This window comes from Vibrio gallaecicus (assembly GCF_024347495.1).
Classification (GTDB): Bacteria; Pseudomonadota; Gammaproteobacteria; order Enterobacterales; family Vibrionaceae; genus Vibrio; species Vibrio gallaecicus.
This window is the reverse complement of sequence record NZ_AP025491.1, coordinates 718,192-741,837: the sequence shown is the minus strand read 5'-3', so window position 1 is coordinate 741,837 and position 23,646 is coordinate 718,192. Positions and strand designations below refer to the sequence as shown.

General features: G+C 40.9%; 20 protein-coding genes. 10 read left to right on the top strand and 10 right to left on the bottom strand.

Features of this window, described 5'->3' with window-relative positions; genetic code table 11:
• Positions 1 to 153: 153 nt before the first annotated feature.
• Positions 154 to 4,842 (top strand): NACHT domain-containing protein, encoded by a 4,689-nt coding sequence (locus tag OCU78_RS17720; protein ID WP_137374232.1) that lies wholly within the window; start codon positions 154 to 156, stop codon positions 4,840 to 4,842.
• 233 nt (positions 4,843 to 5,075) lie between these two features.
• On the opposite strand, the gene OCU78_RS17715 is transcribed toward OCU78_RS17720, so the two are convergent.
• The 5 genes from OCU78_RS17715 to OCU78_RS17695 form a co-directional block, all read right to left on the bottom strand.
• Positions 5,076 to 5,765: a hypothetical protein gene (locus OCU78_RS17715; RefSeq protein WP_137374233.1), complete on the bottom strand. Its 690-nt coding sequence runs from the start codon at positions 5,763 to 5,765 to the stop codon at positions 5,076 to 5,078.
• A complete protein-coding gene (locus OCU78_RS17710) occupies positions 5,755 to 6,708 on the bottom strand; it encodes a hypothetical protein (protein ID WP_137374234.1) in 954 nt (317 codons plus the stop codon). Before OCU78_RS17710 ends, OCU78_RS17715 begins: the two co-directional genes overlap by 11 nt.
• Complete coding sequence (locus tag OCU78_RS17705; protein WP_137374235.1) at positions 6,705 to 7,058, bottom strand: hypothetical protein; 354 nt, start codon at positions 7,056 to 7,058, stop codon at positions 6,705 to 6,707. Before OCU78_RS17705 ends, OCU78_RS17710 begins: the two co-directional genes overlap by 4 nt.
• 203 nt (positions 7,059 to 7,261) lie before the next feature.
• Positions 7,262 to 7,738, bottom strand: coding sequence for a hypothetical protein (locus OCU78_RS17700; protein ID WP_240701760.1), 477 nt, complete (start codon positions 7,736 to 7,738; stop codon positions 7,262 to 7,264).
• A gap of 163 nt (positions 7,739 to 7,901) precedes the next feature.
• On the bottom strand, positions 7,902 to 8,108 hold the full coding sequence (locus OCU78_RS17695; RefSeq protein WP_137374236.1) for a helix-turn-helix domain-containing protein: 207 nt from the start codon (positions 8,106 to 8,108) through the stop codon (positions 7,902 to 7,904).
• A gap of 89 nt (positions 8,109 to 8,197) precedes the next feature.
• Between OCU78_RS17695 and OCU78_RS17690 the strand changes: the two genes are divergently transcribed.
• The gene (locus OCU78_RS17690) at positions 8,198 to 8,731 is read left to right on the top strand and encodes a hypothetical protein (protein WP_137374237.1); all 534 of its coding nucleotides are present in this window, start codon (positions 8,198 to 8,200) and stop codon (positions 8,729 to 8,731) included.
• A 450-nt stretch (positions 8,732 to 9,181) separates the two neighbouring features.
• Here OCU78_RS17690 and OCU78_RS17685 read toward each other — a convergent pair whose 3' ends face one another.
• From OCU78_RS17685 to OCU78_RS17665, 5 genes are all read right to left on the bottom strand, one after another.
• Positions 9,182 to 9,682, bottom strand: a complete 501-nt coding sequence (locus OCU78_RS17685) for a hypothetical protein (RefSeq protein ID WP_137374238.1) — start codon at positions 9,680 to 9,682, stop codon at positions 9,182 to 9,184.
• Entirely contained in the window at positions 9,675 to 12,257 is a 2,583-nt protein-coding gene (locus OCU78_RS17680; RefSeq protein ID WP_137374239.1) for a hypothetical protein, read from the bottom strand. The genes OCU78_RS17685 and OCU78_RS17680 overlap by 8 nt, the downstream gene beginning before the upstream one ends.
• A complete protein-coding gene (locus OCU78_RS17675) occupies positions 12,258 to 13,913 on the bottom strand; it encodes a site-specific integrase (protein ID WP_137374240.1) in 1,656 nt (551 codons plus the stop codon).
• Complete coding sequence (locus tag OCU78_RS17670; protein ID WP_137374241.1) at positions 13,879 to 15,399, bottom strand: site-specific integrase; 1,521 nt, start codon at positions 15,397 to 15,399, stop codon at positions 13,879 to 13,881. Before OCU78_RS17670 ends, OCU78_RS17675 begins: the two co-directional genes overlap by 35 nt.
• 136 nt (positions 15,400 to 15,535) lie before the next feature.
• Entirely contained in the window at positions 15,536 to 15,892 is a 357-nt protein-coding gene (locus tag OCU78_RS17665) for a DUF3693 domain-containing protein (RefSeq protein WP_137374242.1), read from the bottom strand.
• A gap of 260 nt (positions 15,893 to 16,152) precedes the next feature.
• On the opposite strand from OCU78_RS17665, the gene OCU78_RS17660 reads away from it, so the two are divergent.
• The 8 genes from OCU78_RS17660 to OCU78_RS17625 all read left to right on the top strand — a co-directional run bounded on the left by OCU78_RS17660 (position 16,153) and on the right by OCU78_RS17625 (position 23,529).
• Positions 16,153 to 16,449, top strand: coding sequence for a hypothetical protein (locus tag OCU78_RS17660; protein ID WP_137374243.1), 297 nt, complete (start codon positions 16,153 to 16,155; stop codon positions 16,447 to 16,449).
• Positions 16,450 to 16,451: 2 nt separating this feature from the next.
• Entirely contained in the window at positions 16,452 to 18,434 is a 1,983-nt protein-coding gene (locus tag OCU78_RS17655) for a replication endonuclease (protein ID WP_137374244.1), read from the top strand.
• A gap of 74 nt (positions 18,435 to 18,508) precedes the next feature.
• Positions 18,509 to 18,820, top strand: coding sequence for a chemotaxis protein (locus OCU78_RS17650; RefSeq protein ID WP_137374245.1), 312 nt, complete (start codon positions 18,509 to 18,511; stop codon positions 18,818 to 18,820).
• 241 nt (positions 18,821 to 19,061) lie between these two features.
• A complete protein-coding gene (locus tag OCU78_RS17645) occupies positions 19,062 to 19,304 on the top strand; it encodes a major coat protein (RefSeq protein WP_137374246.1) in 243 nt (80 codons plus the stop codon).
• Positions 19,305 to 19,367: 63 nt separating this feature from the next.
• The gene (locus OCU78_RS17640; RefSeq protein ID WP_137374247.1) at positions 19,368 to 20,891 is read left to right on the top strand and encodes a hypothetical protein; all 1,524 of its coding nucleotides are present in this window, start codon (positions 19,368 to 19,370) and stop codon (positions 20,889 to 20,891) included.
• A 6-nt stretch (positions 20,892 to 20,897) separates the two neighbouring features.
• Positions 20,898 to 21,260 (top strand): DUF5455 family protein, encoded by a 363-nt coding sequence (locus tag OCU78_RS17635; protein WP_137374248.1) that lies wholly within the window; start codon positions 20,898 to 20,900, stop codon positions 21,258 to 21,260.
• A complete protein-coding gene (locus OCU78_RS17630) occupies positions 21,260 to 22,327 on the top strand; it encodes a zonular occludens toxin domain-containing protein (RefSeq protein WP_137374249.1) in 1,068 nt (355 codons plus the stop codon). Before OCU78_RS17635 ends, OCU78_RS17630 begins: the two co-directional genes overlap by 1 nt.
• Positions 22,327 to 23,529 (top strand): secretin N-terminal domain-containing protein, encoded by a 1,203-nt coding sequence (locus tag OCU78_RS17625; RefSeq protein ID WP_137374250.1) that lies wholly within the window; start codon positions 22,327 to 22,329, stop codon positions 23,527 to 23,529. The genes OCU78_RS17630 and OCU78_RS17625 overlap by 1 nt, the downstream gene beginning before the upstream one ends.
• The last annotated feature ends 117 nt before the right edge of the window (positions 23,530 to 23,646 follow it).

The following is a 23,646-nucleotide window of genomic DNA, read 5'->3' as shown; positions in this document are numbered from 1 at the left end:
TGCTGTGGGAGCGTTTATGTATACACCTTACTAAAGGCTTTTCGCAGACTGAGCAATTAGCTCGTAATCATCACAGATAATAGAAGAATGATTGTAAAAAGTAGACATAGGCCATATCTTACTGATGTGTAAGGTTTAGTTGAGAAAAACAGTATGGCGCTAGAAGCGGGTGGATATGCAGAAAAGCTTGGTAATAGATATGAATCTAACTGGATTGCTTATCAGTTATTACGTCTATTACAAGAAAAGACGAGTTATGTGACTGTAGAGCCAATTGGGGATGACGAGGTCGGAGTTGACTTGGTAATAGGTAATAACGATGGTTCACACGAACATCACCAGTGTAAAGCGAGCTCTAGTAATGATGAATACTGGAATTTATCTAAACTTCACAGTACCAAAATTTTAAAAAACGCAAATTTTCAAATCAATAGAGGGGCTACAGAGTTTCACTTGGTTTCACCACTTTCAAGTAGAATTATCAGTGATTTATGTGAAAGTGCATTGAATAGTAATGCAATACCAATAGATTTCCTCGAACATCAAGTAAAACAAAGTAAAGATAGAGAAAAATGCTTCAATTCATTATGTGGGTATCTTGGCTTGTCCTTAAACTTAGAAGAGGATCTTCGAAAAGCAATGCTGTTTCTGCAACGCTTCAAGATTGTCCGTTATGATTTGAACAAACATAGCCAAGATGAATTAGAAGATAAAGCTTCGTCTCTGTTCATTGGAAGCAGTAGCAAATTAGTCCAGTACCTCAAATCTTATCCCGCCGAATATAATAAATTACGTAACAAGATTACGGCAAACCAACTATTAAGTGATCTAACAAAGGCCGGTTTTGTTGCAAGAAGTCTACCAGAAGATGAAAGAGTACTTTCAGTTGTTGAAAATCTTTCCAAAGAATTTGAGGAGTCAATCCAACCATTCTTAATATGTAATGAGCTTATTAAACGAAAAGAGCTGGATAACATCATCAATTCTTTGGAAGAAAATCCTGTAACGCTCGTTAGAGCAGAAGCTGGCGTTGGAAAAAGTTCATTGCTTCTCGAACTGCACCATCACCTTCGTAACAAGGGGGCGATAAGTGTCCCTGTGAGACTTGATCGACGAAATCCAGTCGATAATTTAGATGCGTATGGAAGGGCTTTAGGGTTCCCTTACTCACCTCCATTCAGCTTAAGTGCAATATCAAAGCACAACAAAGTTGTCATTATATTGGACCAGCTCGACGCTATTCGTTGGACTGGATCACATTCTAATGTAGCGCTGCATATTTGCCAGGATTTAATCCGACAAACGATCGCGCTGCGTAAAGAAGGTGCCGACATATCAATCGTCTTGGCTTCGCGGGATTTTGAGCTAAACGAAGACATAGCCTTATCAAGTTGGCTGAATAGTATTTCGGATTCATTACATGAGGTTAAATTATCTACGTTGAGTGAGGAAAAAGTCGTCGAGTTGATATCGCCATTTGAGACCTACTCACAACTTTCTTCCGTCAAGAAAGAGATTCTTAAGATACCTTTATGGCTTGGTATATACCTAACGATTGCACACCGGACGCAGAATGCACCTAGCTTTAACAACAAACTAGAGTTGGTTAAGAATTTTTGGGATGATCGATTAAGTCAAATACATGCCCACCATCTATCAATAGACGAAGCCGAACAGCTTATTGATAAGCTGGTAGGTTTAATGATGAAGCAAGGTTCTTTGTCTGTATCATTGAACTCTATTCGTGTAGGTTCGCGAAGGACCTTAGAGGTATTAATGTCAGTGGGAGTATTAACTAGCCAGGAACAACGAATAAGTTTTAGGCATCAGGCATTATATGATTATCAAGTCGGTTCAAAGTTATATCGAGCAGGTAGTGACTCTTCTGAAAAGCTTCTATATGAACTGGGTGGGTATAGCAACCAAACTCTGGATAAAAGAGAGCACCTTAGGTACGCATTAAATATGTTGCTAGAAGCTAACCAAAAATATTACTGCTCTAGTATTGATGCAGTTTTATTTAGCGATAACGTTCGCTTTCACCTGAAGTTCTTAGCCCTTAATTCACTAAAGGACTTAAAGGTCATTAAAGCCCCCGCAAGAAAACTAATCGACAAGTTAGTTCGTGATTCCGAGTTAATTCAGAAGTTTACCTCTACGACTTGCTTTAAAAATCCAGAAATCGTTGAATGCCTATGTGAGAAGGGCATTTTGGGCGCTTGGCTAAATAGTTCTGATGAAAAGCTAATTGACACTTCTATCAGCCTCCTAAGTTCCATTTCAGAGCTTAAGCCAGCGTTAGTGGTGGCTACTTTACGCCCATATGTAGATAGGTCAGATAGTTGGAATCAAAAAGTATGTAGTAGTCTGTGTTGGGCTATTGAAGATGATTCTGACGATATGTTCGACTTAAGGCTTGAACTTATTCAAAAAGGCTGTTCTGTAAATTATATAGATTGGCGAAACTTGTCTAAGAAACGTCCATATCAAGCTTTATCATTAATTGAAGCTCTCTTGAGTCATTACAGAGAGGTTATCTGTAAGGATAGTTATTCATATGAGATTAGAGAGCATCGGAAAATCACACAAAGCGAAAACTGGTCTCTAACAGAGTTAGAAGACATGTGGGTCGTCGCTGAACAAGTTCCAGAAGAGGTATTGACGCGTTTACTTCGAAATATCACTGATATAGCGGAATCAGAAGGTGAACATGAATCGGTTTTGACTTGGTTACATAAGGATAAAGCTGATGATTATGAGATAGACCATAACCTAACATTTTGCATGTTTCAACTGATAGAAAAGGCGGGAGAAAACCTACAAACTGATTCTGGAATATTATACGAGCTCATAAAGCCTTACTTAGCGATTAAAAATCCAGTCACCGTAAACTTAGTCGCTAGACTATTACTTAATTTATCTCCAGAGTACGCTGATACAGTCATAGATTGGATCCTGCGTCGTCCAAATTCGCACTTATCGTGTGGTAACACACGTCTTGAACCAGTTTGGATATTGCCTGGAAAACTAATATCGAAGTTTTCAAAAAGTTGCTCCAACGGACATTTTACAAAGCTAGAAGAATCGATCACCCGCTTAAAAAGTGACATGAACATAGAGCAAATTAAGCGGATTTTGGAGACAAGACGAAGAGGGTCAGACTATAGTTATTGGGGAAGTGCTCAATATTTTTTGTTACCTAAACTCGATCAACACCGTATCTCTACTGCCACTGCACAATTAATTACGGTTCTGGAGCGGAAGTTTATCAATTATTCAACCTTTGACTTTTGTTCAAATTATCAAATTACAGGGGGGATAATTACTTCACCATTACCTATCGGAAACAAACTTTCTAATAAGTCTTGGTCGAAGCTAATTCTATCTCCTGAAAAGCCATCTATTGGTAGAAACTGGAAGCAAGTAGGTAAAGAAGTAATGTCCGAGTCAACTATAACACAGTTCTCTCGCACTCTAGAGGATTCTGTTTGTAATGAACCAAGCAGATTCGCAAACCTTGCATTGTTGTTGCCCCAAAATATAGATCCTCGATATATAACTGCATTTTTTCGAGGGATAGCGGACTCTAGTAAAGAAAAAGCTCATAAGGATTACAAAGAGGATTGGTCCCAATGTAGTAATACTTTATTGGAAAAGGTTATCGAGCATTTCCCCCAAAATGAGTGTGAATGTGAGCGTGAACGTTCTTTAGTTAAATTACTTAGCTGCCGATCGCTGACCTCAGATACAAAAACTCTTAACCTACTGCTAAATTTGGCGCGCAATTCCAGAGACCCTGAATTTAACAAACTCAATGTTTGGAGCTCAGACAAAGGACATACTACTGATGTTGCATCAGCAAAGTCTTTGATGGATAACTCAATCAATTGTGTTCGGGGTCAGGCATATCACGCAATAGCTAAGATTTTTTTCAAAAACGAATCACTCGCAAACGAAAATAGGTACTTAGTAAATCACGCAATTGCTGATAAACACCCCGCAGTCAAGATGTCAGCCCTAGAGTTAATCTTGCCTTATCTAAATTACGATAGTCCATTTGCTCATTCTAAATTTATTGAGTTATGCACCAAAGATATTCGGGTCACTGGAGCATATGGTGCAAATTACTTTTTCAACCAAGGTTTCGAGAGCACTTACGTCAATGAATACGTGAAACTTGTTCTTAGAATGCTTGGCTCTCAGTATTTGGATATCAACAAAGAAGCAGCTAGGCAGATCTATGCTCGCTGGTTTTTCAATGACTTATTTAAACATGAGCTAACTTTGGTTCTGAGAGGGGACAAAGAGTTAAGAAGTGGGTGCGCTTCAGTGCTTTCCCAATTCTTACGGGAAGATAAGTACCATGACCGAATTGGCAAAATAGAGTCGTCATACATAACTTTGCTAAACGACGAGGATAAAGATGTTCTGCAACAAATAGGTAATTGTGTTCAGCATGATAGCTACTGGAAAAAGCATAATTCGACGTTCCTATTTAGTGAACTTGTGAAGTCAAAAGCTGCAAAACACAGTATATATCAGATATTTAAGAAGCTGGAAAGCTTTCCCGGCATGCTCACCGGTATAAGTGAATCTTTGTTGGATCTAGTAAAAAACATCGTTAAAGTTGATCAGAATGATGAGTTTTTTAAGCATCGACATCTTCATATTAGGGAATCTTCCCTCCTAAGCGTGTTGCAACGTCTTTACGATGAAGCTTCAGAAGATGAAGATGATGAGGCAATAAGTACTTGTTTAGACATCTGGGATGAGCTGTTGAATTCAGAAGTTTATACAGCAATGAGTGCGGTTAAAGAGCTTGATAATGGGCTGCTGTCTTAGTTTAAAACCCAATTGTTATTGATGTATTGAGGCTAACACTAGTTCGCCTCAATACTAACTTGCCAAGATCCGTACAACGTTGTGAGTTCTGTGCTATCTTGGGCCTAAAGAGGCTGCTCATTTTTTAGTTAACCTCTGAGCTAACTCATCCATGTAACATAACCGTATAAAACATTTATAAGCCATAACTTAAAATCACCATTTAAGATCAAACAGTAAATGAAGCCCGGGCTTTAAATGGGGTCTGATTTGATATTAAAGATATTAATGATCGGGCTGATTGCATCTCTATTATGTAGGCCACCAAGCGCTTCAGAACCATTTAGTAAATAAGCAAATGCTTGTAATAGCGTACCAACGATCAACCAAAACATAGCGCTAGTGAGCAGGGCATGAGCCATCTTTACACAAGTAACTGTGCTATTGGTTAAATCATAATTGATACGTAAAGCGCTCAACAGCTTTTTGGCTAATTGAAGTTGTAATGTTTCGGGGTTGTCATGAGTAATTAACTCTTGCCAGCTTAACAAGTGGAAGGATGAAACTTTAAGCGCTTTGTGGGACCACATCACGCACCTAATCGACATAATTAAGGCAAACATAAACGCAACAGTTGTGAGTAGCCCCAAAACACTTAAGCCATTGAATTCGATGAGAGTATCAAAACTAGTAATAATTGAAGCCAATGATATCAGTATTGGTATAAGTGCAGTTGAAGCTGCGATATATGTACCAGCTTTACTATCTACGGTCGATCGCCTTGCCTGTTCTTGATCGTACAACCGCCGAGATTCATCTAATGTAACACCTATCGCGTCATTTACTGACAAATCATTTAACAGTTCTAAGTCTCTTTCAAGGAGCTCTTTTTTTGCATTTTCAGAACCATATGAAATTGTCGGCCAAAACAAGTCAAGATTCATAATTATACTCACTAATTTTCATTAACTCGTGAACGATGGATGACGCAATTGGCAACTTAGTCTGATTCTCAATCCAAGCCCACTGGCCATTGGGGTTAATCTCAAGAAACCAATAAACTCCATCCAAGTCACATACCAAATCGATAGCACCAAACCTCAGGTTCAAAGATCTAACTAGCCTGATACATTTCATTTTCAAATCATCTGGTATATCTATATGCTCGTGGAGCAGATCAATTCTTCCACCTTGACGCCAGTCAACTTTTGTTTTTTCAGATGTTTGTGACCAAATTGCTACAGGAAACACTTTATCGCCAACTACAGTTACGCGAACATCATATTTTTTTGAAATCTCTTGTTGATATATGGAGGGAGCAAAACCTATTGATTCGTCATACTCAGGTGTAAGTGTTGGTATCTGGCTAGTGAAAACAACACTTTCATTCTTTTCCTTTAAAAGTGCTTGTCTCAATGGCTTGGCTATGAGGTTTTCATTCGCTGTTCTCGCCATAACTGTAAAAACATCATTAGTAATAATACCTTGTGGTACGTTGAAACCAAGAGAACTTGCTAATAATAGCTGTCTTGGCTTATCTTCAGCTAAAGCTATGTTGGTAGGAGAGCTTAACCACTTTCTATCAAGCCGATAATAAATGCTCTTAAGAAATGATAGCCATTCCATATCTAAGTACTCTGATTCCCCTTCAGTTAGTGTGGGGTGAGAAGTTGTTGTAGGGCAGGGTCTTCTAAAGTAAGCAGAGGTGACTTTCTTACCGTTGATATCACCAATTTTCCAATCATCTATCGAGTCATAACCGATAGAACACCTATGCTCATTTAGTGTCTCTGTGTTAAGCCTAACATATGAAACACCTCTAAGCTTCAGTTCTCTGACAACATAGTCAGTAGTTAGATCTCGCTTATTAGTAACTAAAAGAATCATAACATACCAAAACTGTAGGAGTTATCGTCGCTTTCTTGCATCACTGCTGTTTTAGTGAGAAGCTCGTTTAAATGGCATAACCTAATATCATTGTCATCACTCTCATCTTGAACTTTGGTTTTTGTCAGCAATTCAAAAGCGTAGGACTGATCATCGCTTTCAATTTGAACGTCTGTTTTTGTGACTAATTCAGGGTGATTTCTATCAACTAGATTTATAATTGGCGTCTTGGATTCGTTATCAACCCACATATGTTCGTTTTCGCAGTAGTGCCCACCTAAAGATGGAACATCTGAATGAACTCTTTCTGTTGCGTAGTTAAGAATAAACGGCTTATGGGTATCTAACATAGATGTTCCTTAGGAATGTTTACGAAGATTATTTCAGCAGCAGTGCTACTTGATTTTTATCGTCAAGCTAGCATGAAACGTGGTGCGCATAAAAGGTATTTCTAAATCAATTTCGTAATTTAGTTTAAGGACACTTTCAGTGAATATCATACTAAGTTTTGTCGGTTCTATTTTTGAATTTTTCTAGATAGGCTTTCCCGCCGTTAACTACTATATCCCGTTAGTCTAAAGTGACTTTGGTAAAAAGGTGCTTCGGGGTTAGCGAACATCATTAATAATGATGCCTTAGTAGAAATGAATACTGACTGGGTGTTACTTCCTATTCGTGTCGTCAATACAGTACGAAGGGAATAGGTTATATCAACGTTCAAAGGTGCAAGCGAATCGCAATTTACAAACCATAGTAATGATTTATTGCCTCCATCATTTTCAATGGCTTCAAGGAAACGTGAATTTTCTTTTGCGGTTAATGCGGCTACTGCCGATTCGTACTCAGAAAAGTCTAAAGAGTGAACGATGATACCTTCCTTTTCAGCTAGTGATGTTGTGTTTTTTATGAAACCAGGAGGAAGTGCTGAGGAGTCTGCAGTAGATATTCTAAAGTCCATATCCCATGCATTGCGCACAAAAATTTCTGGTGTGATTTGATACTCAGGAGAGGGGGCGCGTTTTGTATTCAATTTAAACTCTACTTTACTAGATTGCTTTAGTAAGAATACTAAACCAAATTATCAATGATCGGCACCCCACACACATTGACACTCTACAAGACATTTTTAAACTCAAGCTGCTTCGAGCACAACCATTAGGCTCTTTTTAACTCTGACAGATCAACTAATAATATTATGGAAGTAGATCATTAAGATCACAATCTAGCACTTCAGATAGTTGATAGACTTTCTCTAGCGTAACGTTCACTTCACCTCTCTCAATTCTTCCAACATAACTGCGATCGATGTCGGCCAAGAGGGCGAGTTTATCCTGCGAGATTCCTCGCTCTTTTCTCACAGCTTTAAGATTCCTACCAAAATGCTTTGCTATATCTTTCATTTATAATCCGAAAAATGAAAGACTATCCACCCTTGAAGCCAAGATAACCACGGACTATAATCCGCATAATTATAAATCCTGATACTCCCATGAAAAAATCTAACAAATATCGAATAAATAAAGATATATATGAAATTCTTTTCCCTAGAGCTATGTATGAAATTTCTGTTCGAGAAATAAGAAGAGAGTTTACGATTCGTTCTACAAGGGTCGGGGAAGAGCAACCAGCTATGAGGGCATTTATAAGTAGGGAACTGAAAAAGCTCGAAATTGCAGGGCTTTTAACCGGCAAAGGTTATGGTTGCCACCGCATCTACCGTAAATCTTTAAAGTTCTATGATGCTTTCTTTATTTTAACGAAGCGCAGAAGATATCCGAATAAAAAGAGAGAGATAAGCCTCCTTGAGGAACTAGAAAAAGAGAGAGCAGAGATTGAATTCGAGTTGGCCGCAGCCCTTACAGAAGTTGATGAGTACAATTTACTGATGGAACGCTCTGTTAAGTTAAAGCCATTGTTAACTCCGTTGTACAATGAGGCCAACAATAAAGCATCTTCTCTCGTGGCAAAGTTAAACGTTAGAAACAAAACCCTGAGACTAATCAACAAGAATAATCAACCATAAATCAAAGCAACTAGTACAACGTAAAAGACATGCTCCAAATAGCGCCACGCTTTTTGTTATATCGATATCTTTAACACCTTTTTGGTTAACCAATTCTCGAAAAAGTTAGCGCTCAAGAATGATCTGTTCTAGATTCCAACACACTAGCGTAATTTGAAAACTCTCAGCGCAATAACGTTACATTGTCACAAAGAAAAGATAATGAATGGATAAAGAGGGCGGTTATACTGTTCATAATTTGGTTGTGGATAAACAAAAAAGAGCGCGCTAAGTTTCTCAATTCCTCGGATTGAAACTACCAAAAATGCACCAACTGAGTAAGTTTTTGAGCGGTAATCACCATTATTTAGACGATAGTTTAAATAATGGTGATTACCTACTTTATGGTAAATCAAACTATTGTTAAATACATTCAGTTATGGACTACGTAAACAATTGAACCATTTTCCATCATTTTTCATTTCCCTTACCATATACTCTCAACTCACGAATAAGATCCTCTGCAAGTAAGGTCTCAACACTAACTGGAAGGTGGGAGTCAACATATTCAATGATGTCTGCGACAGCTAAAATATTACGCTCATAACGCGCCTTGTAGTCTTTAAGCGCACTATCGAGACGGTCAGCCTTACTGATGTAGGCGGCTCCAGTTCGTCCTTGAGCTAACATGATTCTTTCGTCAGCAGTCAATTCGCGCTTTCCATCCTCATGGTTGTTATGCTGGCGAAGTTTGTATTCATTGATAATAACTCTACGGGTACTCAGGGTGCTGACCCCGCCCTTGATAATACCTTTAGCCTTCAGGCGTGCATGGAGTGTTGATGGCTGAATGGGGGACTTTTCAAGCCCCTCACGCACCATCGCTTGCAGCTCAGCTTTGATGTAGGCATCAAGCTCTTTACCCTGAATCACTTTGTCATCTGCATTACGAGTACGTGGTACTTTAGCCATTATTTGATTCCTTCTGGGCTGCATCTCTCTCCAAGCGTTTTTGTTCGATGAAGAACAGGTCGGCAAGGGTTTTCGGGGTTTTACCAATTAGCATTTGTTCATTAATTCGCGCCATGATTCGGCCTAGCGGGTTGTCTTTGTCGTCTGACATGAGATCTACTAGTTTCTTGGCGCTTTGAGCCTCGATGGCGTCTGCTTCCAGAGCTTCCAGCACAACCAGAGCCTCTTCTTGTTCTTCCAGAGCCAATTTGAAATTAGGGTCAGCTTCAGCGAATTTACGAAGCTCAATAACCTCGGCTTGCTTGATAGCCAGACGCCGAGATGCTTCCTCAGCTTCACCCAAACGTCCTGTAAGGGTGAAGTACCCACAAGGCAACCCTGACTGACATTTCACGGCATGAGGGCAGCCCCAGCGTGCTACGTCACGCGTACAAGCACCAAACCCTAAAGGGTGTAGTTTTGCATGTCGCTCCAGCAGTTCCTTCGCCTTTTCCGCCATGCCTTGTGCTACTAGTTTTTCGTGGGCAGCTTTAAGTTCAGGGAGGAACTTATCCGACATTGCACCTGCGATATAGTGAGCTACTTCGTCAGTAGTTTCGCCAAAGGTCTGCATGTTTTGTTTAAGGTTGTGCTCCACGCTTAGTTTTGGATTTATCGCCATTGAGGTTGATGCTTTAACGTTGGCGACACCAGTGTTCTTCGTTGGCATAGCTGATTTAGCAAGAGCTGACATCCGGCGACTAACCTCAGTCCTTGGAGGTTCTTGAACAGCAGAAACCGATGGTTTTGGGCGAGGTTCAGGCTCTCCATCAGCATCAAATAGAGACAACTGGTTTTCTTTTGCAAGAGCATTTTTGCCTTCATCATATGCTTTCTCAAGCATGGACATTGCTAATGAGGCTGTCTGATAAGACTGCGATTGTGCTTGGTGTTGGTAATGCTTGTTCTGGGTGATATCAACACGACCCATCAAGATGGCTTGAATATGGTCAGTCACACCTGCGATAGCCAAGAAGGTATTGATGTTATGCCTTGGCACATGCTTTTTCAGTTGGATACGAGAACCGTCATCTTCAAACAAGTTGAAGTAGTCGAAGAGAGATTTACGGTTATTGGCACCGCCTAGCCATGCCTCAACGGCATGTTCATCCAGAGGAACTATGTTCTGTAACGAAACAAAATCTTGCCCAATACCAAAAGCACCTTCCGGCATAATGAACATTAAATCTTCGTAGTTGAAATGCTCCCAGTCACCACTGTCTTTTAGCGACAACACACATTGGTGCCCCTTAGTGAAGTTCTTGGTTTGGGCATAGCGCTGGTAAACATAATCATTTAATTGTTCTTTGGTAAAATATTTACCTTGAACGTTAAATTTCTCCGTTTCACCACTCACAATCGGTTTGTAACCAGCCCATGATTCCATAGAAACGCTGATAGATTTATAGAGCACATTACGACGACCGCCTGTACCAGTAAACATGATGTCATAGAGTTCACGGCATTCAATCAGGTCTTCCGAAAGCTCTACGATTTTACTAGGCAAGAAGTTGGTGAAGTCAGATTCTCTAAAGGCTTTGATGGTCTCACGGAAACCATAGGTCAGTTCTTCCACCTGCTTATAAATCATCTCAACCACTGGGTAAGAGGTCGGTGCCAGCCAATGAATTCGCCAACCTGCTTTTTTTGCACCAAGGTATTCAATACCTAGTTTGTAAGTAGGCCAACCTTGGTCAATGGCGTGCTGACGCTTACTTTCTTCGGTGATATCCCTTTTAACCAATGAATCCATGTTCATCGACATGACTTCTTGGAAGCGGAAGCCACAGATGATGCAAAGTAGCAACATGTTGTAAAAGATGCGCTGATAGTCGTTTTCTGCCAGTGCCATCAGCTCAATAACAGCCATGAATGCACGGATGGAAATCAGCTTTTTGTCAGGGGTGTCGTCTGGACTTAATTCGGAAGCCTTCTTCTTTTCCTTTGTCCCAACAGAGGAGCTACGGCAAGGGTGCTTATTTTCGACTTCAATATTCACCATGAATAAATCATACTTCCGAAGAAGTTTGATAATATTTACGGCAACGTCGCAATAGTCACTGACGTTAGGGGCGCTTTTTGAGTTGTCTTTATGGCGATCCATAGCAGCATGAATGATATCGGCAGTGAGGTACATAGGGTGCGTTTGACCCGTTTCTGTAACCATTTCCCAGTACCAACGCTTCATGATCTGCAATGGCTTATCTAGAGTTGAACCTGATGGTAAACCGCTGGAAATCACAACCTGATGCATGTGGTAAGCACGCATAAAGTCCTGAAAATCTTTAGAGATTTCCATTTTAGTGAGTCCTTTAACGCGATTTGATACTTCACTCCATTTAAAGCCGTGGTCTTTGGTTTCTTTTAGCCACGCAACACCTTTTTCACCAAAGTGCCAAGACGCTGCATCCCAGTCCAAGTCTCCAACCGCATTGTAGGCTTCAAGGCGCTCATGAAATGCCGTTTTGTGTTTGTCCACGTAGGCAACAAGGTTCTTTGCGTGCTTGTTATTTATTACTTTAATTTCCAGAGCCATTTATTCGATCTCTTCCTTAGCCTGAACCATTTTAATACGAGCAATTACCTGAATCACATGGTCTTTCCTGCGAACCAATTCAGTCATCAGTGGGTGGTGTACTTGACCTGTGTCGTCAGCTACGTGACGGACTTCATCAATCTCGTCAAAGAATGAATCGAGTACTTCCTCGTGCTCACCGTCAGTGAAGGGCATAAAGTACAGGCATCCATAGCACCCACGACCTTGGGAGAATGGGCAGATGTTTTCTTCGTAATTGCACCCGCCAATATGGTGATGTAGCTTGCCGCCGATAGAGGCAGCAACCCGACGACCTTTCCACTTAGTGTTGTGGACTAGGTTGCCAGTCAATGCCAGCGCAATCATGTTTTTGAACACAGGGTTTCGACCCAGTGCCATCTCTCGGATGTCAGCCATTTCGGGGGTAGCTGCAATGTATTTGTCGGCAACGACGTAGTTGGAATGTCCTAAGATATACGCAATCTCAGCAGCACTTGAACCATTCATCGCCATAGAATGACCCACGTTATGGCGAAAGAGACTAGCGGTATAAACGGGCAGTTTGTAGTCTTCGTTTTTTACAGCCTCCTGAATTTCCTTAGGGGAGAACTTAAGCAGCATACTCTTAATCGATTTATCAACCATCGGAGTCGAAGATAGCTTAGTAGGGAATAGCGGGTCTTCATCCCCAATTTTCTCAAGGTACTTGTACAGGGTGATCAGCTTCCCAAGCTCTTCAGGAACAGCGATACGAACCCGGTCAATAGTCAATTTCGACTTCTTTGCATAAGGCACAAGTAATGAATAACGCATTCCATGTTCATTCATGGTGTCTACTACATAGTCACCTCCAGCCATCTTTCCGATTTGAACTGGTCGCGCTCCAACGTAATAGACGATGCCAGTGATGATACAATCTCTTAAGACATCGATTTTTGCGACTTTTTTGACCTTCTCAAGATGCTTGACCTTAGCCTCTTTAGTCTCCAGTTTCGGGCATAGTTTTGACGCCCATAGCTGAACGCCGTTCTCGATCATCAGGCTTACTTCATCTGGAATAACGAGGTCTAGGTTCTGATACCGACCCCAGTGCGGATTCCTAGGTCGAGGTACTTCCAGCAACAAATCCTCAAGGTCACCTTTGTCACCAGTGCTTTTAAAGAAATTACGACGCTCCAGTGTACGAAGGGCATTGAGCGTGTAATAGAAATGGCTGTTGTCTGACGCATTGCGGTCAACCTTAGCAACTAGCTCCCTTAATTTGGCAATTAGGCTCTCACGAGAAACAGACTCAAGTTCCGAAAATACCCTCGCTAAACCTTCCGCAAACCAGTTGGCACCACTTGCAGAGTTCTCTTTTATGTATTCAACTGTCAGATGCTTAAGCAACTTGATTGAAGATGAAGATAGAGCACGGAAGTTCTTACCGGATGCAAACAAGATGGCTTTGTTTGCACCAGAAAAACGGTATCGCCAATCGCTAGTCAAAGTTAAAAACTGGTCATCAAATTCCGTTGCACTCAACAAGAGAAGCCGCTGTGGTAGCTTGATTGAATCAATCCATTCCACCTGCTCAGCGGTGAATAGCGAGTGACCATGTAGTGGCTCTTGTGCAGGGTTATTAATCGAATAAGTCGAATGGGATGTCTTCATCATATCCATCATCTTCTAAAGGGTTGTAAGTTGATTTCGTTTCACTCTTCGGAGCAGGTATAGCGGCCTGCCAATCATTACGTTTAGTTCGATTCTTATTACTCTCGTTACTCACCATTTCGACAAATCGTTTGGCATACTTTAGAGGCACGTTACTGGTCACAGACCAGCCTCCTAATGATCGCAGTTTTTCGACAGCGGCATCTAGCTCACCATTCATCCTTGCGCGGATTCCGTAGTCACTAGCCATCATTAAATTCTCTTTCAGAATTTCGTTGTAGATGTATTCCAATGTAATGTATGCCCAAGTGTGTCGGCCTACATGGGGAGTCAATTTCACCATATAATCGATCTTCTTTTTCGCCTCAGTTCGGTAATAGGGATGGAGGTGAATGAACGAAGGGTCGATTTTTTTCTTATAGATTGTGCTAATTCCATCGTAGGAGAATGGGGTTAGCTTTCCAGACCCTTTGATAAAGAGGATGCCATGGTCTTCGATAGCTTTTTCTTCAAACAGCGGAGCACGGTAACGATTGTTAAAGATCTCAACCATGATGAAGTCGTCTTCAGTCAGCTCTATTCGACGATATGAGTGCTCTGTCTTAACTGACGGCTTATGCTTCCTTGGGTCATCAACCTCATCCGGTAGATCCTGTACAACCATCACAAATTGAGTTTCACCTCGTGAGTCTGGCAGCGTTTCGGCAATGCTGTCTGTCATGAGCAACTGCACCTCACCGACACGCAAACCATAGTTGTACATAAATCTATGTATGAGATAGTTACGATATTGCTGAAAACCTTCTTCAAATGGATTTACAGGGTTAACTACGGCATCAACGAGTTGATTAGTATCAACATCAGTGAAAGCAGGAGTGGAGGGGATTAACATGTTCATCAGCTCAATGCTCTGCTTCTCCGTGATACTTTTGTATCTGTGTGCAGGCTCGTTCTGAGAGACCTCAATCTTATTGAAGTTATTTATTGCATAAGCAAGGTTCTCTTTGTTTGCCTTGCTAATTTGATGAGCTTCCATTGGTGACATATTTTGGTATGACACATTCATGTATCGGTAGTTGAGGTACTTAAAAAAACCGCCTACATGGCTGATGTGCACCCCGTAGGTTACTTTGTTTGCCTTAGTGATACCTGAGTGCATAAAACCAAGACCAACAATATCCTCCTCATTATTAAGGTGCTGCTGACCAAGGAGGTAAGTGAAGAAGCCATCAAGCTCATCAATAAACTTCGAAATATTGTAGCCAGCCTCGTGGAAGGCGTAATCGAAAGTAACCTTGTGCTTCTTGAAGAAATATACATAGAAGAACTTCAGTGAACGATGGATGTTCCCCTGAGTGCTCAACCGTTTCCGGCGCAGGTTATTCAATGCGTAGATTGTGACGAACAAGGACGGCAGGGTGGTCTCATCATCAACCAAGATAAGAGTTTGCTGCTTATTCCTTGTTACTTCCAAAGTTGTGTAACTCATGAACCCAACTAAAACCTCACAATTAGATATTATGAAGTTATCGTAAGCCCAGAACCGAAATTTAACAAGTGGTTGATCTGGTCGGTAAGTTGTTGAAAGTGTCCTACTTATGAAGTTAACCCGAAACCCAGACTATTTAACATAAGATAGATAATACGCACTGTTGTAGTGGTTCTAAGTATAGGGCTATAGCACCGCAAGCCATTGAAATACTTGTTAAACCATGCCCATTATACTTTTTTGCAATACTGTTCCACAGTGTCTGAGCTTCATCAGATTTAGCTTTATCTAAAGCAAGACCAACTAATGCTTTTTCTTTATCTTCGCCAACAACATCAGCAAGCATAAGTATCTGATTTTCATTGAGATACGTTCTGCCTTTTCTTACTTCAGTAATCATTTGCGGGCTTACACCCAAATCGTGAGCAATTTGCTTGTATTGAACATAGTTCATGCGCTCTTTATAGGCATCAATGAGCTTGTTTGTATACATTTCTGATTTTCCTTAAATCACCAATTACCTTGATTCTAGTCTTTTAATACAAAATTTGCTGTGTTGACGGTACATAGAATTCTGTATTTAATCGCTACAGAAATTCTTGTATTACACCCGAGCGGCTTCTGGACTGACTCTCTCTAGGTCGTTTGGGTTCTCTTTTGACTGGCTAAGTTTGGGCTGTTTGCCCTTGACGCTGTTGGCTCGGCTTAGTCGGTCAAAACCCAATTCAGAATAATCAAGTCAAGGTGGTTGTTATGTTTCAAGTTGAACCTGTCGAATATGGCTCTGTTCTTAAATCTGAACACGTTTGTTTTTCTTACTCTCCATATTTTACGCACGCGTCTGTGTCTCTCCACAATTCACCATTAGAAATCTATTTTGAATTCTTAGCTAGCGATCTTAAATTTGGTCATCGAATGATTGGCGAAGAACGTTTTCATACTGTTTCGTTTGCCAGCTCCGAAACTAATTCTAGTGACGCATTCACTTTTACGTTTGATAACGACCAAGAGCTTGAGCAATTTTGTACGTTCTTTGGGTTGGAGCGTTAATCATGGATCATTTGTATTCACCTCAAGTTGAACCAGCACGCCATTTCTCTGCACCTCGTTTGCCAGTTCCCAATAAGCGTTTTGTTTCTACAGTTAAGCACGTAACAAAGCCTCGCTTATCTGCGTTCGGTGAATACATTGAATCGTTTAATCTTCCTGAGCGTTACCGCCAATCAAAACTAAACATACTTACAAACTGGCGTGATGATGTTTTTCGCGCTTGTTTCCGTCATGGTGACTTTAGCCGTCACATGACGCGATCATTTCTTTCGGTTTGTGATGATAAGAACTACACAGAAGCTTTACACCAAATTGAAGATGCTAATAAGCGTTTGAATCAATACGGTTATAGCGCGGCTATGTCTGACGATGAAATCAAAGAGCTGGCTTTTTCAAAGTCACGTAAATTCACCAAAGAGCTTATTGATATTGAATCTCCACAGTTTCTATTTATGAAAGCTTGTGAATTGCTTGATTCAATTGGTTTGGAATTTTCGGACGAATTAATCATAGATAAGTGCTTAAAGGGTGAGCTTTTATCTCTGGTTGAACGTGTGAGTGATGAAATATTTTTACGTCGTCAACTTCGTAGAAAGTGCGCTTACCATGTGGAACAGGTGGCGAGAGACTTAGCATTAGTCCAGCGTCATAAGCAGGTTTACTGCTCTGATTTTTCGGTTAACCGTACTCGTGAGCGTAGAGCCTCCAATGCAGAAGCATTAGAGCAAACCGTAGCTTATGACAGTAATGATACTAATAACTGGTTCACGATTGCGGATTTAGCGGCTAAGTCAGTTTCTAACCCTGAGATTAGACGCGGTGAAATGTTTGTTCGTTTGCGTGGCTTTGAAGAAATAGCTGCTGAACAAAATCACTCTTCCGTTTTCTATACGGTCACATCCCCTAGCCGCTTTCATGCTAATTCTAAAGGCTCGGTTAATCCTAAGTGGTTGGAAGCTGGCAAGCCTACAGCTAAGCAGACTCATGAATATTTATTAGAGAACTGGCAAAAATTAGGACGCTGGCTTTCTAAGAATGACATCAAAGTTTATGGAATGAGAATCGCTGAGCCACACCAAGACGGCACACCACATCACCACTTTTTACTGTTCATGGAATCAAAAGACCGTGACCGTGTAACCAAAAAATTTAATAGCATTTGTATGGTTGATTGCTCTAATGAAAAAGGCGCAAATAAATACCGTTTCAAGGCTGAAAACATCGACCTATCAAAAGGCTCTGCCGTTGGTTATGTCGCTAAATATCTTTCGAAAAATATTGATGGTCAGCACATCGCCAAAGATAAAGGCTCAAGTCTGAATGGCATTGAAGCCGCTGAGCGTGTTGTCACTTGGGCGCGTGTAAATCAGATTCGTCAATTTCAATTTATTGGTGGGCCTTCGGTTTCGGTCTGGCGTGAATTTAGACGCCTTAGAGAAGAATTCAAAGAGGATGACGCTTTGTTATCAGATTTAGATGAAACAGAGCATTACATGCTCGAAAAAATTCGAAAGGCTGCCGATGTTGGCGACTGGAAAGACTTTTGCTTTGCTATGGGTGGCGTGATGGTCAAGCGTCAATCTCAAAAGGTTCGACTCCAATATGGTGCGCCTGAAGCTGTTCAAAAATTGTTGTTAGAAGAAACAGGACATGATGGCCAGGAATATACCCGTTTTGGTGATAAAGCCCCTGCCCGTGTTTCTGGCTTGTTGTTCAAAGAGGTCTACCTTTGTACCCGTTTCCGCAATTGGAAAGTAGAGAACAAAGAGAAGTTCTTGGCATCACAACAAACCATCATGCGCGGTGTGACTGACTTCTTTGATGCTCTTGAAGCTGAACAGGAATATGAACGCATGGCAGACAAACGCTTTCAAGAATATGAAGCTCATATGGAATATGTCGAGGAGCTTGAAGCCATGATGCTCTTTGGCGATTTTAATGGGGTGTGTTCGGTGGGCGCAGCCCCGCCGGATACATACCATTAATTTCGCCCTTGGACTTGTGTCAATAACTCCCGCTTTTATCTTTAAAAATTTTACGTCAAGAAAGGAAATACATTATGAAACTCGAAGGTTTGATTTTAGACGCTACCGATATCATTCAAGAAACAAAGGCAGCTCGTGGCACGGGTGAATCTATTACGGTCGGTAAATTAAAGCTAATCACAACTAACCCAACGAACACCATCGAAGTAAAAATTAGCCAAGAACTTTGGGCCGGTGGTAAAGCTGGGGACATTTTAAAATCATGCGTTGGTAACCGAATGCAATTCAACGTGGAATACAAAGAATTTAGTTTTGGTAATGAAGATGGTAAGCACGTTGCTTTAAACGGCTTCCACCTATTCGATTTACCAGTACTAGCTAAATAAGGCGGTTTGAATTATGAGTGCTGAGCAATTCGATTCTCTTTGGCTTCTGATATTTATCAGTGCTCTTTTCATATGCCTTTTACTATCAATAATCTGGGGTGGTCAGCGATGAATATTCAAGATATTGAGTTTATTGTCGGTGCATTTGGCACTGTAATCTGTATCGGCTTCTCAGTTGGAAAGCAAATCCTTGCTTTAAAACAAGCAGCCGAAATCTCTACTTAATGGCTAAGGAATAACCATGAAATACTTTAAATCTTTAAGAAAATTTGCAACACCTAAACGTGTTGCTGTTGGTTCAATCGCTCTAATGGTCGCAGGCTCTGCAAGTGCTGCTCTACCAGCTGACGCTCAAGCAGCTCTTGATGCTATTGCACTTTTTGTCACTGATTTGCTGACTGGGGTCTGGCCGATTGCAACTGCTCTTTTAGTTGGCTTCATTGGAATCAAGCTAGTGAAAAAAGGTGCGAACAAAGCAACTTAATCACTCAGCGTTTGGATGGTCAAGGCATCCAATTCCCTCTTCACTTCAACATGGTTATCCCTTATGAACATTAAGAAAAATATCTTTCTCCTTTTGCTAATGATGGGTGTTTCTTTTAGTGCTCTTTCTGACGGTTTTTTTCAAGTAACAAAAAAAATCAACGGTGATATTAATTGTCCACTTGATATGGATGTTGTTTATTCATCTTCTTTTCTAACGGGTTTGGAGTGTCCTTATCATTGGTGGAAAGCATATAACTGTACTGACCAGTATGATTTAAGTTCTATTTATTGTAGGCAAACTTATAACGGGGACAATACTCGGATGTATAGCATAAAAAGATTAGCTAGCTGCCCTCCGGGTCAAGAAGTGAATGAAGAGGGTTTTTGTGATTATCCACCACCTGAATGTAAATTACCTGATTTATTGAACCCTATTACTGGTGATTGTGAAACGTGCGAGCCTCCATTAGAGCTAGACCCAGACACTTTTGAATGTGTCGATGTGCCTCTTTGCGATAGACAATCTACCACTGATGCTATTTTTGAAGCTGAACAATCTTGCGCGGCTGAAAATGGAATTTTTACATTTGAGTGTTCAGACTTTTTAGACATTTTGGAAACTCGATGCACCCAACCAAATGATTGCGCTCTTGGTCTGCCTAACTGGCCGCAATGTTTGGATGGTTTAGACCCTACAGAACCAGTATCACCACCAAGTGGTCGTTTTAATCCTGACAATCCAGACCCAATAAACCCTACTCCACCATCTTTTGAAAAGCCTGAACCTGACCCAGTTGAGCCAACAGATAGCACTGATACAGCGGTTTTGACCGCAATACAAAATCTTAATCGTGATTCAAATGAAGCCGCTAATGCTTTAAATAAAGATATGAATGATGGTTTTGCAGATACCAATAACCAGCTGGCTACTCTTAATTCTAATGCTCTTGCTATTGGTGGTTCTCTTGTTGATCAAATGAACCAAGACTATGCGATATATGAGGCTAATAAAGATCTCGCATTGCAGCAAACTGGAGCGATTAACAATAACGGCAATAACATTGTTAACGCCATCAGTGGACAAACTTCATCATTGAAAGGCTCAATTGAAGGTCAAACTACGACCCTTGAAGGTGCTATTGATAGGCTAGCTGACAAAATTCCAGAGCCTTGTATTCCGACTGCTGAAAATAACCAATGTGAAAACCCTCACGGTACGACTTCAGGTTATGTCACCGACGTTTTTTCACAACTTAGTGAGTCTGTAGATGGTTCTATATCTTCTGGTCACAGCACGATTTTAGTTGAAGCTCAAAATGCTGTAACAACTCCTATGACTGACGATGTACAGCTGGTTATCGAAGAACAGATAAATATGGTTTTGAATGTTTTACCTGAGTATGACGACTGCACACCTCTTGCTATCCCTAGCCCGTTCGGTGGCTCTTTCGTTATTCCTTGTGATTTTAGCGTCAAGTTCAAGACCATATTTTCTTTTGTTATCTACTTCTTAACACTCAATACCTTAGTAGACATTTTATTCACTGGTATCACCCCTCGGGCTTATACCGTCAATAAAGGATAACGCTCTATGATTGCTTTACTACCTATCATTTCGACCATTGGCTCAGCAATGCGCCTCCCTGCGCTCGCTGCTTTTCTTGGTGGTCTTGGTGCTCAGATATTTGGTTTTTTTGCTCTAAGGCTTACTAAGCAAGTTGCTTTAAACCTAACCATTATAACTTTGGTCATAGGTTTGGCTCTAGCGATAGCACTGGTCATTCAATCCACTGCGGTCGGTCTAAGCTATTTAGCACCGCCCGAACTTCGTCAAGGGTTCGCGTTTTTCATTCCTAATAATGCAGTACCTTGCCTAAGTGCCATCTTTGCCTCTCGCCTAGTTCGTTGGGTTTGGGAATGGCAATTCTATGTTGTTTCTAAGGTATCAAGCTAATGGCTCGCGTTGATTTCATCACTGGTAAATTGGGTTCTGGTAAGACACTCACGGCTGTAGGTAAGATTCGCGAGCATCTTGAGAAAGGGCTTCCAGTCGCCACTAACCTTGATATTGATTTGCGGTTTATGCTCGGGCGCAATAAGAAACAAACAAGATTGTACCGCTTGCCAGATAAACCAACGGCTCAAGATTTTGCCGCTATCGGCTCAGCCAACAAGAGCTTTGATACCTCAAAAGATGGTTTGATAGTGCTTGATGAGTGTGGAACTTGGTTCAATTCTCGGACTTGGAATGATAAAGGCAGACAGCCCTTACTTGATCTTCTTTTACACATAAGAAAACTTGGTTGGTCAGTCATGTTTATTGTTCAAGATATTGCCGTCGTAGATAAACAGGCTCGTCTAACTTTGGCTGAGCACACCGTTTTTTGTCGCCGCTTGGACAGAATGAAAGTGCCATTCTTATCAACATTAGTTTCTATTGCTTCACTTGGACTCTTAAAAATCCCCATGCCTAAACTTCACATAGGCATCGTGAAATATGGTGACAATGGCAACTCCCCAACTGTCGATAAATGGTATTTGTGGGGAACAGATTTATATAAGTCATATAACACTAAGCAGATGTTTGCCTCTAACTATCCACACCGTACTTATTCTGTTTTGCCTCCTTACTATACGCATGGACGTTATACCGTCCCTTACACCTTTAGGAATATTATGAGACTGACTAAAATCTATGGTCGTAAATATTCACGCATCTTTTCATTTACGGCTGGCGCGTTGTTCACATTTGCAATCTCCCTCTATTACATGCCAGAGCCAGTAAAATCAGAAGTCACACAAGTTGAACACAATACACAATCTATCGCTGATTTACTTGATGGTTATCGAGTAGTCAGTGCATGGAATCCACCCAATCAACTCCCTGCTTTTACGCTCGATAAAAGTGGTCATAGGCTAACAAGTTATGAACTTCGAGATATGGGTTTTAATGTCACTGTGCTATCCAGCTGCACGATAAGAGTAAGCAATGGACAGCTATCACATAAGGTCTTTTGCTAATGTCTCGATATATTTTAATATTCTTACTTTGCTTTACATCGCTAACTCATGCTTCCGCCCCAATATCACCTGTATTTGAATCGCGTGATACACCAATCGCTGAGTTTGTTTCTTGGTTTGCCAGCTATACGGGGCAAACTGTTGTGCTTGGTCAAGGCGTCACTGGAAAAGTCAGCTTTACCGCCCCTGAACTTCAACCCTCTGAATACGCTTCTTTCTTTGATTCTGTTCTTCGCTCTCATGGCTACGCACTTTCGCATTCTAGTGGTGTTTATACCGTCTCGATAGATAAAGACAGCGTTGTCGCTATCGAGCCTCCACTGGTCAAGCTTTACAGACTTCACCATGTTCGTAATTCATCAATCGTTAGCCTTATGAACTCCATGCTGAAAGCAACGCAAACCCACACGATAAAAGAGCAGACGCTTGATAATTATGATGTGCAAATCTTACCGACAACCAATGCCATTATCGTCACTGGCTCAGAGGAACAACTTCACAAGATAGACGCAATTATTCAAGGTATAGACAAACCCCAGAAGCAGGTATTTATTGAGGCTATTATTACTGAAACTGAACTTGGTGATAGTAAGGACGTTGGCGTAAATTTAGAGGTCGCTTTTGATAATGCGGGGTTTATTACTCAGCCCATAGCAATAGATAAGGCTGTCGATAACTTACTGTTTTTCGATAATGGTGATTTTTCTGCTTTGGTTAAAGCTGTCCAATCAAGTGAAAATACTGAACTACTATCACGCCCTAACATGCTCATCATGGATAGAGAACGCGGCTATATCACCGTTGGTCAAAACGTCCCTTTCCTAACATCAAGTGAAGTGACAGATGGCGGTAACACAATTCAACAGATAGAACGTAAAGATGTAGGTGTCTCACTAGAAGTTACACCCCATGTTATGGGCGACCATGTAGTACTGGTTATAAACCAAGAATCTAGCTCAGTTACTAATTCTGTCATAGCGGCTGACATCATCACCAATAAGCGAACATTAAGCACAGTAGTTAAAGTTCAAGACCAGCAAACCATTGCTCTAGGTGGCTTAATCTCTAGTGAGGAAAGAAAGTCTGTTTCGGGTGTTCCACTGCTCATGGATATACCGTGGCTCGGCGCTATCTTTCGCTCAGAGGGTACGAATCAGGTTAAGAAAGAATTAAAGGTCGTTATTAAGACAACAATTCTATAATCAACTCGATTTTGGTCGCTATAAGCTTGCTTGTAGGATCAAAATGAGTAAATAAACGTAGTGCGTTAGATCATTTCGATTAGTCCAAAGCGCATTACTTGCTTTTGATAACACTAT